The 15,177-nt window shown below is 73.1% G+C and carries 14 protein-coding genes; 3 read left to right on the forward strand and 11 right to left on the reverse strand.

Features of this window, described 5'->3' with window-relative positions; translation table 11 throughout:
• Positions 1-27: 27 nt before the first annotated feature.
• The 4 genes from ACIDOF_RS18385 to ltnD form a co-directional block, all read right to left on the reverse strand.
• Complete coding sequence (locus ACIDOF_RS18385; RefSeq protein WP_409006980.1) at positions 28-1,332, reverse strand: MFS transporter; 1,305 nt, start codon at positions 1,330-1,332, stop codon at positions 28-30.
• 141 nt (positions 1,333-1,473) lie between these two features.
• Complete coding sequence (locus ACIDOF_RS18390) at positions 1,474-2,148, reverse strand: aldolase (protein WP_409006981.1); 675 nt, start codon at positions 2,146-2,148, stop codon at positions 1,474-1,476.
• The gene (otnK, locus tag ACIDOF_RS18395) at positions 2,145-3,491 is read right to left on the reverse strand and encodes a 3-oxo-tetronate kinase (protein WP_409006982.1); all 1,347 of its coding nucleotides are present in this window, start codon (positions 3,489-3,491) and stop codon (positions 2,145-2,147) included. Before otnK ends, ACIDOF_RS18390 begins: the two co-directional genes overlap by 4 nt.
• A gap of 1 nt (position 3,492) precedes the next feature.
• On the reverse strand, positions 3,493-4,479 hold the full coding sequence (gene ltnD / locus ACIDOF_RS18400; protein ID WP_409006983.1) for an L-threonate dehydrogenase: 987 nt from the start codon (positions 4,477-4,479) through the stop codon (positions 3,493-3,495).
• Positions 4,480-4,704: 225 nt separating this feature from the next.
• Here ltnD and ACIDOF_RS18405 point away from each other — a divergent pair, with 225 nt between their 5' ends.
• Entirely contained in the window at positions 4,705-5,280 is a 576-nt protein-coding gene (locus ACIDOF_RS18405; protein ID WP_409006984.1) for an NUDIX domain-containing protein, read from the forward strand.
• A gap of 41 nt (positions 5,281-5,321) precedes the next feature.
• Here ACIDOF_RS18405 and ACIDOF_RS18410 read toward each other — a convergent pair whose 3' ends face one another.
• The 5 genes from ACIDOF_RS18410 to ACIDOF_RS18430 form a co-directional block, all read right to left on the reverse strand.
• Positions 5,322-7,859 carry a tetratricopeptide repeat protein gene (locus ACIDOF_RS18410; RefSeq protein WP_409006985.1) on the reverse strand — a complete coding sequence of 846 codons (2,538 nt, stop codon included), beginning with the start codon at positions 7,857-7,859 and terminating at the stop codon, positions 5,322-5,324.
• On the reverse strand, positions 7,856-8,428 hold the full coding sequence (locus ACIDOF_RS18415) for a hypothetical protein (protein ID WP_409006986.1): 573 nt from the start codon (positions 8,426-8,428) through the stop codon (positions 7,856-7,858). The genes ACIDOF_RS18410 and ACIDOF_RS18415 overlap by 4 nt, the downstream gene beginning before the upstream one ends.
• A 67-nt stretch (positions 8,429-8,495) precedes the next feature.
• Positions 8,496-9,176 (reverse strand): LysR family substrate-binding domain-containing protein, encoded by a 681-nt coding sequence (locus tag ACIDOF_RS18420; RefSeq protein ID WP_409006987.1) that lies wholly within the window; start codon positions 9,174-9,176, stop codon positions 8,496-8,498.
• Complete coding sequence (locus ACIDOF_RS18425; RefSeq protein WP_409006988.1) at positions 9,173-9,961, reverse strand: BTAD domain-containing putative transcriptional regulator; 789 nt, start codon at positions 9,959-9,961, stop codon at positions 9,173-9,175. The genes ACIDOF_RS18420 and ACIDOF_RS18425 overlap by 4 nt, the downstream gene beginning before the upstream one ends.
• Positions 9,962-10,067: 106 nt before the next feature.
• The gene (locus tag ACIDOF_RS18430; protein ID WP_409006989.1) at positions 10,068-11,651 is read right to left on the reverse strand and encodes an FMN-binding glutamate synthase family protein; all 1,584 of its coding nucleotides are present in this window, start codon (positions 11,649-11,651) and stop codon (positions 10,068-10,070) included.
• A gap of 174 nt (positions 11,652-11,825) precedes the next feature.
• On the opposite strand from ACIDOF_RS18430, the gene ACIDOF_RS18435 reads away from it, so the two are divergent.
• Positions 11,826-12,197: a VOC family protein gene (locus ACIDOF_RS18435; RefSeq protein ID WP_409006990.1), complete on the forward strand. Its 372-nt coding sequence runs from the start codon at positions 11,826-11,828 to the stop codon at positions 12,195-12,197.
• A 223-nt stretch (positions 12,198-12,420) separates the two neighbouring features.
• Complete coding sequence (locus ACIDOF_RS18440; RefSeq protein WP_409006991.1) at positions 12,421-12,837, forward strand: hypothetical protein; 417 nt, start codon at positions 12,421-12,423, stop codon at positions 12,835-12,837.
• A gap of 48 nt (positions 12,838-12,885) precedes the next feature.
• Here ACIDOF_RS18440 and ACIDOF_RS18445 read toward each other — a convergent pair whose 3' ends face one another.
• A complete protein-coding gene (locus ACIDOF_RS18445) occupies positions 12,886-14,304 on the reverse strand; it encodes a DEAD/DEAH box helicase (RefSeq protein ID WP_409006992.1) in 1,419 nt (472 codons plus the stop codon).
• Between the two features lie 157 nt (positions 14,305-14,461).
• Positions 14,462-15,142 (reverse strand): DNA alkylation repair protein, encoded by a 681-nt coding sequence (locus ACIDOF_RS18450; protein ID WP_409007073.1) that lies wholly within the window; start codon positions 15,140-15,142, stop codon positions 14,462-14,464.
• Positions 15,143-15,177 lie beyond the last annotated feature (35 nt).

Consider the following 15,177-nt stretch of genomic DNA (forward strand, 5'->3'; position numbering starts at 1 on the left):
TGGTCGGAGGTGAACCCGGGGAACGCGTCACCGGTTCACGACCTGCTTCTTGGTGGTGAGGACCGCGGCGGCGCCGATGACCAGGCTCAGGGCCAGTACGTACATCGGGATCTCGGCGGAACCCGTGGCGTCCTTGAGCTCGCCGATCATGTACGGGCTGACGAAGCCGGCCAGGTTGCCCACCGAGTTGATCACGGCGAGGCCGGCGGCGGCCGCGGTGCCGCCGAGGAAGGCGGTGGGCAGCGACCAGAACAGCGGGGCGCAGGTCAGCACGCCGGCGGCGGCGAAGGACAGGGCGATCAGGGACAGCGTGGTCGACCCGCTCCAGCTCGCGGCGAGGGAGAAGCCGACGGCGCCCATGAGGCTCGGTATCACCAGGTGCCAGCGGCGCTCACGGCGCTTGTCGGCGGAGCGGCCGAAGAGGTTCATCGCGACGAGCGCGGCGAGGAACGGCACGGCGCTGAGCACACCGATGGTGAGGGTGTCCTCGATGCCGGTCGACTCGACGAAGGTCGGCATCCAGAAGGTGAGCGCGTACTGGCCCATCACGAAGCAGAAGTAGATGAGGCACATCAGCCACACCTTCGGGTCGCGGAAGCCGTCCCACACTCCGCCGTGCTGCTTCTGCGCGGTGTCCTTGGCGAGGGCGGCCTCGACGATGTCCTTCTCGTCGTCGGACAGCCACTTGGCGCCGCGCACCCCGTTGTCCAGGTAGAAGAGGCAGGCCACGCCGATGAGGATCGCCGGGACGGCTTCGAGCAGGAACATCCACTGCCAGCCCTGCCAGCCGTTCTTCCCGTGGAAGGCGTCCATGATCCAGCCGGAGAGCGGGTTGCCGAAGATGCCGGCGACGGGGATCGCGAACATGAACATCGCGATGACCCGGGCCCTGCGGTGCGAGGGGAACCAGTACGTGCAGTACAGGATCACGCCCGGGTAGAACCCGGCCTCGGCGGCGCCGAGCAGGAAGCGCAGCACGTAGAACGTCGTCTCGTTCGTGACGAACATGAACGAGCCGGAGACCAGACCCCAGGTGATCATGATCCGGGCGATCCAGGTGCGGGCGCCGATGCGCTGCAGCATCAGGTTCGACGGCACCTCGAAGAGGAAGTAGCCGATGAAGAACAGCCCCGCGCCCAGGCCGTACGCCGCCTCGCTCAGACCGAGGTCGTCCGACATCTGCAGCTTGGCGAAGCCGACGTTGACGCGGTCCAGGTACGAGAAGACGTAGCAGAGGATCAGGAAGGGGACGATGCGGAGAACGACCTTGCGGAACACGGCGTTCTCGCGGGCGAGGTCGGGTGCCTCGGCCGTCGCGGTGGACGTGGACATGCGGAATCCTATCTGCGGCTCAGGGGATTCTCGGGCAGGGAGATGAACGGCCGTACGGGGGAGCTGTCGTACGGGATGAGCGGTCGTACGGGTGGAGCAGTGCCGCGGTGCGACGGGTGCGGGGCGGGTGGGCCCCGTGGGTCACCAGGAGGCGCCGAACGTGGCCTTCAGCTCGTCGAGCGCGGAGGCGGGCAGGGGCGCGGGGCGGCGGTCGGTGAGCAGCCAGAGGCGCGCGGTCTCCTCCAGCTCCTCCAGGACGGCGAGCGCGGATGCCGCGTCCGGGCCCCAGACGACGGGGCCGAGCCGGTCGAGCAGCACGGCCCTGATCGGGGTGCCGGCGGCCGCGCGCCGCTCGATGTGCCCGCTGACCAGGTCGGCCACCACGGGATCGCCGGGCCGGTGGTACGGGACGAGCGGGACGTGCCCGACCTTCATGACGTAGTACGGCGTGATCGGCGGGAGCACGTCGTCCGCGCTCCACACGCCGGCCAGGGTGAGGCCGACGAGATGCGTGGAGTGGGTGTGGATCACGAACCGGGCCGTGGGGTCGGCCGCGTAGATCCGCCGGTGCAGCGTGAGGGTCTTGCTGGCCCGGTCGCCGCCGACCTGCGTGCCGTCCGCGTCGACCAGGGCGAGCCGCTCCGGGGAGAGGAAGCCGAGGGCGGCGTCGGTCGGCGTGATCAGGTGCCCGCCGTCGAGCCTGGCGCTGATGTTGCCGGCGCTGGCGTGCACGTATCCGCGGTCGAAGAGGCTGGTGCCGACGCGGACGATCTCGGCGCGGGCGGCGGCGACGGCGTGCTCGTCGAGGGTGCTCATGCGTGCTCCCCGGGGGCCTGTCCGGAGGTCTGCCCGGCGGGTTGCTCGGCGGTCTGCTCGGCCGCGAGGCGGGTGAACGCCTCGGTGAAGAAGCCGGGGCCGCCGAAGTTGCCGGACTTGAGGGTGATGTGCAGGGGCTCGCCGCTGCCTCCGCCGTCGCCGGGCAGCGTGGCCGCGCACCACGGCACGCCCGGGTCGATCTGCGGTCCGATGCGGAGCCCGGTGAGGCCGAGCGCCTGCACCACGGCCCCGGAGGTCTCGCCGCCCGCGACCGCCAACTGCCGTACGCCCAGGCCGATCAGGCCCTTGGCGACCCGGGCCAGGGTCTGCTCGACGAGCTCGCCGGCCTCGGCGGCGCCGAGCCTGCCCTGCACGTTCTTGACGGCGTCGGGCGTCTCGGTGGAGTAGACGAGCACGGGCCCGTCGGCGAGGTGCCGCTCGGCGAACGCGAGGGCCTGCCCGGCGACGTCCTCACCGGCGGCGATCCGCAGCGGGTCGACGCTGAACGCGGGCCGGCCGCTGCGCAGGAAGTCGAGCACCTGGCCGTTGGTCGCGGTCGACACCGAGCCGGAGACGATCGCCTGCAGGCCGCCGGGCGGCGGGAGTCGGGCCGCCGTGGCGGTCGGCTCGAAGCCCCAGTTCGCGGGCAGCCCGATCGCCAGACCGGAGCCGGCCGTGACGAGCGGCAGGCCCTTCACGGCGGCGCCGAGCCGTACGAGGTCGTCGTTGGAGACGGCGTCCACGATCGCGGCGCCGAAGCCCTCCTTGCGCAACTCCTCGATACGGTCGCGGACTTCGTCCGCTCCGGCGGCGACCGCGGTGTGGTCGACGAGGCCGACCGGGCGGGTGGTCTGCGCCTGGAGGACGGACACCAGGTTGGAGTCGGTCATCGGCGTGAGCGGGTGGTGGCGCATGCCGCTGTCGCTCAACAGCACGTCGCCGACGAAGAGGTGGCCCTTGAACACGGTCCGCCCGTTGTCCGGGAACGCGGGCGTCGCCACGGTGAAGTCCGTGCCGAGCGCGTCCATCAGGGCCTCGGTGACGGGGCCGATGTTCCCGGCCGGGGTCGAGTCGAAGGTCGAGCAGTACTTGAAGTAGATCTGCTCCGCGCCCGCGCCCCGCAGCCACGCGAGGGCCCGCAGCGACTCGTCGACGGCCTCCGCGACGGGCGTGGTGCGCGACTTGAGGGCGATGACGACGGCGTCCGCGTCGTCCGGGCGCGGGGTGCCGGGCGCGGGGACGTCGATCAGCTGGACGACCCGCATGCCTGCGCGTACGAGGTTGTTGGCGAGGTCGGTGGCGCCGGTGAAGTCGTCGGCGATGCAGCCGAGTCGGATGGTCATGTCAGCGCTCGCCCTTCTGTCCGGTCCGGCCGTTCGGCCCGGCCTCGCCCTGCTGTCCGAAGTCACCCTGCTGTCCGGGCAGTTCGACACCGGGGAAGATCTTGATCACCGCACTGTCGTCCTCGCCGCCGAGGCCGGACGCGGACGCCTGCAGGAACATCTGGTGCGCGGTTGAGGCGAGAGGCAGCGGGAACTTCTCCGGCCGGGCCGCGTCGAGCACGAGCCCGAGGTCCTTGACGAAGATGTCGACGGCGGACAGCGGCGTGTAGTCCCCGGCGAGGACGTGCGCCATCCGGTTCTTGAACATCCAGGAGTTGCCCGCGCTGTGCGTGATCACCTCGTACAGCGCCTCGGCGGGCACGCCCGCCTTGATGCCGAGGGCCATCGCCTCGGCGGCCGCGGCGATGTGCACGCCCGCGAGCAGCTGGTTGACGATCTTCACCTTGGAGCCGGTGCCGGCCGTCTCGCCCAGGCGGTAGACGGTGCTGCTCATCGCGTCGAGCACCGGGTCGGCGAGCGCGTACGCGGCCGGGGAGCCCGAGGTCATCATGGTGAGCTCGCCGCTCGCGGCCCGGGCGGCGCCGCCGGAGATCGGGGCGTCCAGGTAGAGCACGCCGCGCTCGGCGAGCCGCTTCTCCAGGCCGGCGGACCAGTCCGGGTCGGCGGTGGAGCACATCACGTAGACGGCACCGGGCCGGAGGGCGTCGGCGGCCCCGCCCGTACCGTCCCCGGTGCCGAACAGCACCGACTCGACCTGCGCGGAGTTGACGACGACACCGACCAGGACGTCGACCTCGGCGGCCAGGGCGGCGGCGGAGGCGTGGGCGGTGCCGCCCTGCTCGGCGAACGCGGCGGCCACTTCGGGGCGCAGGTCGTGGACGCCGACGTCGAAGCCCGCCGTGCGGAGGCTGCGGGCCATCCCGAGCCCCATGGCCCCGAGGCCCACCACGCCCACGCGCGGCCGGGCCTGCCTGACCTGGTCGTTCATGAAACTTCCTCGTTTCGCTCTGCCGCGTCCGGGGTGCGGCTCCCGGTCCGGATTCCGTGCGGCGATCGCGTCATATGATGACCTGCGGACACCGGACATGGAACTGTGATGCCGGTCACAATCGAGTGAAGCGGGATGCGAGACGCCGCGGGCGCGCCCTCGTCACGTGAGCCGCCCGGGCCGCCCGCCCTCATGAACGCCCCCGTCCTGGGCAGGACTTCACCCATGGACGAACAGCAAGCCGGCTCCCAGGACCCCGAGCTCGGCCCCTGGGCCCGCCACCGACGCACACCTCTGTACGCCACCCCGCGCCTGACCGCCTACCGGGACGAGGTCACGTTCCCCGACGGCAGCACCGGCCCCTACAACTGGGTGCAGGTCCCCGACCAGGTGCGCATCGCCGCCCTCGTCGACGGCGCGATCCTCGTCTGCGAACAGCACCACTACCTGACCGGCGTGATGTGGCAACTCCCCGGCGGCGCCGTCGACCCGGCCGACGCGAGCCCCGAGGCGGCCGCCCGCCGCGAACTCGCCGAGGAGACCGGCTACCGCGACGGCGCCTGGAGCAGCCTCGGCGCCCTGCACCCCCTGCCCGGCGCGACGCCCGCCCGCGTCCACCTCTGGGCCGCCCACGCCCCCGACCCGTACCCGGCGTCCCCGGAACCGGTCGAGGCGGACCTGAAGGTGCATCACGTACCGCTGGACGAGGCTCTGTCGGCGGTACGCGACGGCCGCATCCGGTGCGCGGCGAGCGCGGCGCTGGTCCTCGCGGTGGGGCGTCAGGCGCAGCAGGGCGCCTGACGGTCCGCCCGGACGGCCCCCGGCCCCGCTCCCCGCGAGGGCTACTCCGTGTCGCCCCGGGCGTCCAAGTCGAAGTCCTCCTCGCGGATACCGGCGAGCCGATCCTCGCAGCGCTTCAACTCGGCCTTGTGCACGGCCCGTTGGGCGGGGTCGAGGGCCGTGCCGGTGAGCAGTCCACGCAGCGCGTCCCGGCGGATCTGCAGATGCACGAGCCGCTCGGGGCTGATGAACCGCTGCGTGTGCTCGTACGCCGTCAGGTAGTCCTGCTCCGCGATGCAGAGCCGGGCGCGCAGGCCGGTGCGGATGTCGCGCCGCTGCCTGCTGAACTTGCGGTCCAACTGCTCCAGGGCGACGCTCGCTTCGCTCACCCGGTTGGTGCGCAGCGCGCACTGGATGTAGTTGGCGAGCACCTCGAACCGCACCTTGTCCGACATGTTGACGGCCCGCAGCGCGAACTCGTACGCGTCCTCCATGTTCCCCGACAGGTACTCGACGCGGGACGTGCGGTGGCTGACCATCTCCGCCCGGTCGATGTCCGCGAGGCGTACGAGCAGGTTGAGGGCGGTCTGCCGGTCGCCCAGCTTGCAGGCGATCTGGATCTTCAGGTCGACCACGTACCGGTTGTCGGGCTGCTTCTCCTCCGCCCGCGAGATGTGCTCCTCCGCGCGCACGAGATCGCCGAGCCGTACGCAGCAGTCCGCCATGTCGCGGTGGATGGCCATGCCGCCGCGGCCGCTGTCCAAAGCCTTCTGATAGTTGTTCAGCGCCTCCCGGTGCTCGCCCCGGTGCCGCTCCAGGAAGCCGAGCAGGAAGAACGCGTCCCGGATCTGGCCGCGCTGCTTGAGATGCCCGATGTGCTCGCGCGCCTCGTCGTACTCGCTGAGCTTCACATGGGCGCGGATCAGCGTCATCCGGGCCTGGTGGATGTTCGGGTCGGAGCCGAGGGCGTCCGTCGCCATGTCGACGGCCCGCTGGTACTCCTGCTCGTGGTAGTACTGCTCGGCCAGCTTCACCCGGTCCGTGACCAGGGCGTACGCGCGCGGCGTGGAGCGCTGCCCGGCCATGTCGATGGCGCGGAACAGGGTCCGCTGCAGGGCGAGGAAGTCGGTGCCGTCGTCGGACATCGCCAGGAACTCGTCGAGCCGGCTCGCGACCGCCCCGTACTCGTCCTTGTGGCAGGAGCCGAACTCGCGGCGGATCGCGTCCGTCGCCGGGCCCGACACCTCGTACCAGCCGCCGGGCGTCGGCACGATCAGGGACAGGTCGATGAGGCGGACCAGGGCGCGCTGCACGTCCTCGTCCGACGTGCCGGTCGCCTCCTGCAGGACCTGCAGCGGCAGCGGGCTGTTGGCCGCCATCACCCGCAGGATCTTCTGCTCCAGGCCGCTGAACTTGTTGTCCTTGAGATAGCGCATGAACGGGGACGCGCCGAAGTCCGACAGCATCGTCCCGCGGATCCCGAGGTCGGGCCCGTACGCCTGCACCAGCTCCAGGGCGTACGTCACCGACGGCGGGTAGCCGTGCACCGCGCCGGTGATCTTCTTGACGGTCGCCGGGGCCAGCGTGAGCTGCCGGGCCTTCGCCATCAGGCCGACGAGCCGGCTGATGTCGGAGTCGTCGAGCGGCTGCAGATGCACCACCGACGGCGGGCGCATCCCGCGCGCCACGAACCGTTCGGGGGCGGGGCGCCGGTGGGTGAGGAGCGCGGTCACCACGTTCGGGTACTGGCCGAGGGCCTCGATCAGGTCGAGGATGAACGGCGCGATGTCGCCGTCGTTGTCGAGCAGCCCGCCCGTGTCGTTGAGCACGGGCATCTGGTGGTAGTCGCAGATCTCCTGGAGTTTGCCCAACGCCCGGGCGAGCGCCCGCTCGTCGCCGAGTGCGGTGATCTCCTTGGTGCGGCGCAGCGACTCCTCGGGTGTCTCCGACGGGTCGACCAGGGCGGACAGCTTCGCCGCGAGCGCCTGCACGGTGTCGCCCGGCTCCACGTCCACGACGAGGAGCGCCTCCAGGTCGAGGGACTCGCGGACCATCTTCGTCAGCGTGGCCCGCCGGCCGATCCCGGAGAGCCCCGCCACACACGCCACTTGGCTCTCCGCGCCCGGTTCCGGCGCCGCGAACACGTCCTGCAGCTTGGCGATCTCCGTGGACCTGCCGACGAAGCGCGGACTCTGCCCCTGCCGTACGAGATCGTCGATGAGCGTGCGGATCTTCCGGGCCGCGGGCTTCGCCGAGATGGTGGTGATGTGCTTGGCGCGGTTCAGCCACTCCGGCAGTTCCTCGGTCGTGATCGACCGGTCCATGCGCACCACGAGGACGTTCTTCAGCCGCCCCATGGCGCTGTGGAACTTCGCCTCGTCGATCTCGTGCCGCACCCACGGCGAGGCCAGCGCGGCCCTGCTGAGGAACAGCACGAACGCCGCGGACTCCTTCACGGCCGAGTCGACCGCCGCCAGGAGGTCGCCGCCCGCCTGGAACGAGCGGTAGTCGATCGTCGCGAAGGCCCGCCCGACATCGGCGGCCACCTCCCGTACGAAGGCGGCGTCCTGCGTCGAGTACGAGAAGAACGCCTTGATCATCGGCCCGCCGCCCGGTGCGCGCCGTCGTCGGCCGGGTGCTGCCGGGGCACGCTCTCGGACACCCGGATCAGGTCGGCCGCCCCCGCCACCGCGCCCAGGACCTGGGCGAGTTCGACCAGGACGCGGCGCAGCGACTCCAGATCGGCGCGCAGCGCGTCGATCTCCTCCCAGCTGTTCTCGTGCTCGACCGCGGAACGGCCGGCGGGCCGGGCGCTCTCCCGGACGGTGAGCCGCGGGTGCCACCGGGTGAGGACGGGCCGCACCGCGTTGTTGAGGACCGTCACGGCGAGCGCGCCGAGCGACACCTCGTCCCGGTCGCCGGGCGGCGCCACGTCGGGCCCGTACCGCTTGAGGAGTTCGCGGACCGTGCCGAACAGGCTGTACATCGACGACAGCGCCTCGCGCGCCGAGCCCTCACCGGGCGGGAGCGGTACGACGGAGACCCGCGTCACGAGCTCGACGTACAGCTCCCAGGCCGCCCGCCGCTCCGTGTCGTCGGGCTCCCACTCGCCGCTGATCTCGCCGACGAACGGAATGGTGATCTTCACGTTGAGCCGCTTCGGCCGCATGCCCCGCCCCCTGAAGTGCTGACCCGTCAAATCCTAGATCAGCGACGGGAGTTGGGGGAGCGCAAGGTCAACGCGCGCACGAGGATGGCGCGTTACGTGCGCACCGGCGTGGCGGGTTGCCGCCCCTTGCGGTCCGGTGGTTCGCCCGCACCCTGCGGGCCGCCTCCGCCGCCGCGCTGGTCGACGGGTGGCTCGCGTGGGCGCGGTGCCAGGCGAGTGCGGCGCGCGTCGGAGGGAGGCCGGGCACGTCGACGTAGCGGACGCCGGGGCGGGGGAAGAGGGTGCGGGCCGCGGCGGGGAGGAAGGCGACGGCCTGGCCCCGGGCCACGGCGAGCAGCAGCCCCTCCACGCCGGACACGACGGGCCCGAACCGTGCCGGGCGCCCGTCGGGGCGCGGGTTGGCCGCCCAGAAGTCCCACCAGAACCGGGGGACTTCGGGCGGTACGTCGACGACGGGACGGTCGCCCAGGTCGGTCAGGTCGAGCCGGTCGGCGGCGGCCAGCGGGTCGTCCTCGGCCAGGCACACCACGCGCGGCTCGGCGGTGAGCGTCACGGAGTCGAGGTCCGGGGGGAGCGGCGGCCGAAGGAACGCCGCCTGCACGCCCCCGTCGGCCAACTCGGCGAACTGTTCGGCGAACCCGAGCGAACGCACCTCGACGGTGAGCTCGGGATGCCGAAGGTGCAGCTCGTCGAGTACGTCGTGGACGTACGGCATGGCCGCCTCGCCGCCGATCGCGCCGAGCGTCAACGTGCCTGTGGGGGAGGGGAGTTGAGGGGTTCGGGCAGGGCGTCGCCGAGCAGGGCCGGGTCGTTGCGGAGGATGCGGCGGTGCGCGGCGGCCAGTTCGGGGCCGGGGTCCGTGCCGAGGTGCTCGACGAGGCTGCGGCGGGTCTGCTCGAACTGGCGTAGCGCCTCGGCCGGTTGCTCGTCCCGGTAGAGGGCCGTCATCAGCTGGCGTGCCACGCGCTCGTCGAGGGGGTGCGCGGCGGCGAGGCGGCGCAGCGCGGGCAGGGCGGTGCGGTGCCGGCCGAGGCGCAACTCGGCCTCCGCGAGGTCGGTCCGGGCGGTGAGGCGGTCCCGTTCGAGCTGGGTGCGCCGGGCCTCCGCCCACTGTCCTGACACCCCCGAGAGCGGCGACCCGCGCCACAACTCCAGGGCCTCGCCGAGGAGTTGGGCTCCGTGTACGTCGTCGCCCGCGCGGAACGCTGCCGTCGCGGCGGACGTGAGGCGGGTGAAGCGGTGCACGTCCACCTGGTCGGGGCCGAGGGTGAGGCGGTAGCCGTCCACGCCGCGCACGAGCCGGACGCAGTCCCTGCCGGCGGCCGCCGACCGCAGCACTCTCCGGAGCCGCGCGATGTACCCGTACAGCACGTTGCGCGCTGACGGCGGCGGGTGCTCGCCCCAGACGCGGTCGATGAGGCGTTCCGTCGGCACCGCCCGCCCGGCCGCGCAGATGAGGACCGCGGCGACGCACCGCTGCTTCGCGTGCCCGAGGCCGACCGCCGTGCCGTCGTCCGTCGTCGCCCTCCCCACTGTTCGGGCGGGCTCGGCCCGGTGTCAGCCCCATCCACACCATCGGCCACGGAACGTCACGGCCCGTTCATCGCACTCCGGACGCCCACGCCGTGCCCGGACGCACTCAGACCGTGAACCGGTCCGGGTCCGCCCGCTCCCAGTCCGCCGCCCACGCCTCCGGCGGCTGAGCGCACAGTTCGCCCGGCTCCGGCGGCACGTACAGCTCGGCGTACGAGCGGAACACCGCGTCGCCGCCGCGCCGGAGCAGCATGTGCGGGGTCAGCCCGGCCGGTTCGCGTACGCCCATCGCGGCCATGATCTGCAGCGCGCTCTCCACCGTGGCCTGCTGGTAGCGGGCGACACGCTCGGACTTGTCGCCGACGTGCAGCGCCCGGACCCGGCGCGGGTCCTGCGTGGTGACGCCGGTCGGGCAGCGGTTGGTGTGGCAGGCCTGGGCCTGGATGCAGCCGACGGCGAACATCATCGCCCGCGCCGCGTTGGTGTAGTCGGCGCCCATGACCAGGCGTTTCACGATGTCCGAGCCGGTGGCCACCTTGCCGCTCGCCCCGATCCGCACCCGGTCCCGAAGGCCCGTGCCGACCAGCGCGTGGTGCACGGTGATCAGGCCCTCGGTGAGCGGCATCCCCAGATGGTCCGCGAACTCCAGCGGCGCCGCCCCCGTACCGCCCTCCGCGCCGTCGACCACGATGAAGTCCGGCGTGACCTCCTCCGCGAGCATCGCCTTGCACACCGCGAGGATCTGCGCCCGCGAACCGGGGCACACCTTGAACCCCACGGGCTTGCCGTCGGCCAACTCCCGCATGCGGGCCAGGAATCGGACGAGCTCGCGCGGCGTCGCGAACGCCCGGTGGTACGGCGGCGACACCACCGTCCGCCCCTCCGGCACCCCGCGTACGGCCGCGATCTCCGCGTTGACCTTCCCCGCCGGGAGCACGCCGCCGATGCCCGGCTTGGCCCCCTGCGACAGCTTCAGGGACAGGCACCGCACCGCGGGCAGCGCCGCCTTGTCCGCGAACTGCTCCGGGTCGAAGTCCCCGTCCCGCGTACGGCAGCCGAAGTAGCCGGTGCCGATCTCCCAGACCAGGTCGCCGCCGGGCCGCAGATGGTGCTCGGAGATCCCGCCCTCGCCCGTGTCGTGCGCGAAACCCCCTTGCGCCGCGCCGGAGTTGAGGGCGAGCAGGGCGTTGGAGGACAGCGAGCCGAAGCTCATCGCGGACACGTTGAGCAGCGCCATGTCGTACGGCCGGGTGCAGTCGGGCCCGCCGACCCGCACGCGCGGGGGCCGCTCGGGCACGTCGACGGGGGAGATGGACGGGACCAGGTACTCGTAGCCGCGCGCGTACATGTCGCGCTCGCTGCCGAACGGGTCCTCGGCGTCCACGCCCTTGGCCCGCTCGTACACGATGGTGCGGGTGTCGCGGTCGTACGGACGGCCGTCGTAGTCCCGCTCCACGAAGTACTGCTGCAGCTGCGGGCGGACCGACTCCAGGCCGTACCGCAGGTGCCCGATGACCGGGTAGTTCCGCAGCACGGTGTGGCGGCGCTGCAGCAGGTCGTACCCGCCCACGAGGGTCGGCGCGGCGCACACCCCGACCGCGAACCACCACCACGGGGAGACCAGGGCGGCGAGCGGGAGGAACGCGACCGTGCCCGCCGCGGCCGACGCCAGACCTGCGAAACGCTTCATGGACCCTCCTTTACCGGGCTCGCCGCCGCGCATAACGGGATTCGCCCGCCGCGCCGCCCGAGTCCCGGACCGCCCGGGTTCCCCGGACCGGACCGCTCAGCCCTCCGGGTGCGGTGTGGCCCGGCCCCAGCGGGGCACCCGGTCGGCACGGAGACGCGGAGAAGGAGGACGGACATGCCTGGAGTGGAGTACTGCCTCGTGGCCGTGGACTGCCCCGACCCGGTCGCCCTCTCGGGCTTCTACCACGGGCTCCTCGGCGGCGAGGTGAAGAAGTACGACGACGACTGGTACGACCTGTACGCCCCCGGCGGCCACCGCATCGCCTTCCAGCGCGCCCCCGGCCACCGCCCGCCGGAGTGGCCGCGCGCGGACGCCAACTCGCAGCAGCTCCACCTGGACTTCCACGTCAGGGACATGGGCGCCGCCGAGACGCAGGCCCTGTCCCTGGGCGCGGTGCCGCTCGACCTGGACGACCGGGACGGGGAGCGCGGCTGGCGCGTGTACGCGGACCCGGCGGGGCACCCGTTCTGCCTCTGCCAGGAGTGAGCGGGCCCCGACCCGCCCGCGGAGCGCCGGAACGCCGGAACGCCGGGATGCGGGACCGCCGGAACGCCGCCCGCGCGCGCCCGTGCGGCGGCGGTGGTTGTCTGGACAGTGGCGGTCGGCAGCGTACGAAGCACGAAGCACGAAGCACGCCCACGAACCGACGAGGACGCCCCGGCCGAGCACGCCCCCACCGAAGCACGCCTCGCCCGAAGGACGCAGCCCCATGAACGACCAGAGCACCAAGAGCAAGGACCCGGGACCGGAGGCCGGCCGCGCCACGAGCAGCCGCTGCGTCACCGTGACGCTGAGCGACTGCAAGGAGGACGAGGCGCACGCGGTCCTCGACTACCTGAGCAGCCTCTTCCCGTACGAGGACTGCGGCCCCGTCGCCCCCGACACGCACCAGCACCACCCCACCGTCTGGTCGGCGACCCTGGACGTGACGACCCCGCCGTCCCCGGCGAGCGTGCCGCGCAGGCCGGTGGGCGTGCACGGCCCGGTCGAGGTCACGCTGCAGGGCACACCGCTGGACGTGGCCTCCGTGCACACCGCCCTGGAGGACGCCTTCGAGTTCCACGACGAGGGCACGGTCTCGGGCGACCAGGAGCGGGAGGTGCAGCTGCGGATCAGCTCACGGTGACGCGCTTCCCCGAGACCCCGGGCCCGGGCCCCTGCGGCGTACGCGGCCTCAGCGCCCCCGCCGTACCCGCGCCGCCTTCCGGGCCTCCGCCAGCTTCCGCGCCTCGGCCGACTTGCGCGCCGAGCGGCCGCCGCTGCCGCCCTGCCCGCTGCCGCCCTGTCCGCGCCCGCCCTGCCCGGCGCTCTTGCTGCTGCCGAGCCCGCGGAACGGCTGATGGGTGTTCTTGGCACGGCCGGAACCGGCTGCCGCGTCCTCGTCGAGCGGCTTCCCCGAGGGCCGTCGCGCCCCGGTGATCCGGCGCAGCTCGGCGTCCCCCGGACGCACCTTCGCGACCTCCGGCCGGACGCCCGCGGCGGCCGTCACCTCGCTCAACTCCCGCCGCCCGCCCGACAGTACGAGCGTGACGACGCGCCCCGACTCCCCGGCGCGTGCGGTGCGCCCGGCCCGGTGCAGGTAGTCCTTCGGGTCGGTGGGCGGGTCGACGTTCACGACCAGGCCCAGGTCGTCGACGTGCAGCCCGCGCGCCGCGACGCCGGTCGCGACGAGCGCCGTGACCTCGCCGTTCCGGAACCGCGCGAGGGTCTGCTCGCGCTGCGGCTGGGACTTCCCGCTGTGCAGCGCGGCGGCGTGCACCCCGCCCGCCCGCAGCCGCCGGGTGAGCAGGTCGACGGAGTGCCGGGTCTCCAGGAACAGCAGCACCCGGCCGTCGCGGGCGGCGATCTCCGTCGCGACCTCGTACCGCTCGGGCCCCTGCACCACCAGGACGTGATGGTCGAGCGTCGCCACCGCGCCCGCCGCCGGGTCGACGGAGTGCACGACCGGCTCGTGCAGATACGTGCGCACCAGCCGGTCGACGTCCCCGTCCAGGGTCGCCGAGAACAGCAGCCGCTGGCCGTCCGCCGCCACCTGGTCGAGCGCCTCGCTGACCTGCGGCAGAAAGCCCAGGTCGCACATCTGGTCCGCCTCGTCGAGCACGGTGGTCCGCACCCGCCCGAGCCGCAGCGCCTTGCGTGCGACCAGGTCGTGCAGCCGGCCGGGCGTGGCCACGACCACCTCGGCGCCGCCGCGCAGCTCCGCGATCTGGCGGGCGATGGGCAGCCCGCCGACGACGGTCGCGAGCCGCAGCCCCAGCGCCTCCGCGTACGGCGTGAGCGCCTCGCCGACCTGCTGGGCCAGCTCCCGCGTCGGCGCGAGCACCAGCGCGAGCGGCTGCTTCGGCTCGGCCCGCCGCCCGGCGGTGCGGGCCAGCAGCGGCAGCCCGTACGCGAGCGTCTTGCCGGAGCCGGTGCGTCCGCGCCCCAGCACGTCCCGCCCGTCGAGCGCGTCCGGGATGGTGGCCGCCTGGATCGGGAACGGCTCGCGCACACCGCGCTCGCCGAGGACCCGCAGCACCGCCCCGGGCAACCCGAGCCCGGCGAAGCCGGAACGGGGCGAGGAGGGCGTACGGGTTTCGGGGTGCTGATCCATGGGCGGCCTTCCGCAGGCGTACGTACCGGGAAGGCACGGCGGGACGATTCGGGGGTGCCCTGAAACAGTACCGGCGGAGCACGCGACGGAAGCACCGGCGGAGAACGGGACGGCCCCGCGAGCGCCTGCTCCCGCCCGCGGGGATCCCGGCCGAGCCCTACGCGAGACTCTTGCGCCGCACCATCTCGCCGATCCACTCCGGCGCGTACGGCGACGTGCAGCCCGGCGACGTCGGGTAGTCCTTGAGGACCTCCAACCGCTCACCGATGTCCAGCGCGCGGGCGCGGAGGTCCGGGTGCTCGATGCCGATCTGCGCGAGGCACGCGTTCATCGCCCACTGCAGCCGTTCCGGCGCGTCCTTCATCTCCGCTTCGACCACGTCGAGGAGCCCCGCAAGGTCGAGGCCCTCCGGCCGCTTCACCACCCGCTCGGCGGTCAGCGCCCACCCGGCGCTCGCGACCGCCGGGTCCGGGTCGGCCGTCCACGCCACCCGCAGCTCCTCGGCGTACGGGCTCTTCTTGACGACGTAGCTCACGAGCCAGTCGTGCACCTTGGGCGTCCGGGCCGCGCGGACCATCGCGTCCAGCTCGTCCCGGCCGAACGCCTTCGGGCGGCAGATCAGCAGGGCGAGCAGCTTGGCCGCGGTGTCGTCGGTGGCCCACAGCTCGCGCGCCAGGTCCTGCCGCGTCTTCAGCCGCTTGGCGAGCGCCCGCAGCTTGCCGAGGTTCACGCCGTGGTCGTCGCCGTGCCGCTCGTTGACCGCGCGCACCTTCGGATCGTCGAGCGCGGCCAGCTCCGCCAGCACGCCCTGAAGCTCCTGCCCGTCCTGCCCCGACACCTCGCCCACTTCCGGCCGACCTTTCTCGCGTCCGT

It is taken from the genome of Streptomyces sp. Da 82-17, assembly GCF_046098215.1.
Classification (GTDB): Bacteria; Actinomycetota; Actinomycetes; order Streptomycetales; family Streptomycetaceae; genus Streptomyces.

Coding starts and splice junctions, on each gene's coding strand:
- ACIDOF_RS18385 (WP_409006980.1), bottom strand. CDS start 1,332: ATGTCCACGTCCACCGCGACGGCCGAGGCACCCGACCTCGCCCGCGAG.
- ACIDOF_RS18390 (WP_409006981.1), bottom strand. CDS start 2,148: ATGAGCACCCTCGACGAGCACGCCGTCGCCGCCGCCCGCGCCGAGATC.
- otnK (WP_409006982.1), bottom strand. CDS start 3,491: ATGACCATCCGACTCGGCTGCATCGCCGACGACTTCACCGGCGCCACC.
- ltnD (WP_409006983.1), bottom strand. CDS start 4,479: ATGAACGACCAGGTCAGGCAGGCCCGGCCGCGCGTGGGCGTGGTGGGC.
- ACIDOF_RS18405 (WP_409006984.1), top strand. CDS start 4,705: ATGGACGAACAGCAAGCCGGCTCCCAGGACCCCGAGCTCGGCCCCTGG.
- ACIDOF_RS18410 (WP_409006985.1), bottom strand. CDS start 7,859: ATGATCAAGGCGTTCTTCTCGTACTCGACGCAGGACGCCGCCTTCGTA.
- ACIDOF_RS18415 (WP_409006986.1), bottom strand. CDS start 8,428: ATGCGGCCGAAGCGGCTCAACGTGAAGATCACCATTCCGTTCGTCGGC.
- ACIDOF_RS18430 (WP_409006989.1), bottom strand. CDS start 11,651: ATGAAGCGTTTCGCAGGTCTGGCGTCGGCCGCGGCGGGCACGGTCGCG.
- ACIDOF_RS18435 (WP_409006990.1), top strand. CDS start 11,826: ATGCCTGGAGTGGAGTACTGCCTCGTGGCCGTGGACTGCCCCGACCCG.
- ACIDOF_RS18440 (WP_409006991.1), top strand. CDS start 12,421: ATGAACGACCAGAGCACCAAGAGCAAGGACCCGGGACCGGAGGCCGGC.
- ACIDOF_RS18445 (WP_409006992.1), bottom strand. CDS start 14,304: ATGGATCAGCACCCCGAAACCCGTACGCCCTCCTCGCCCCGTTCCGGC.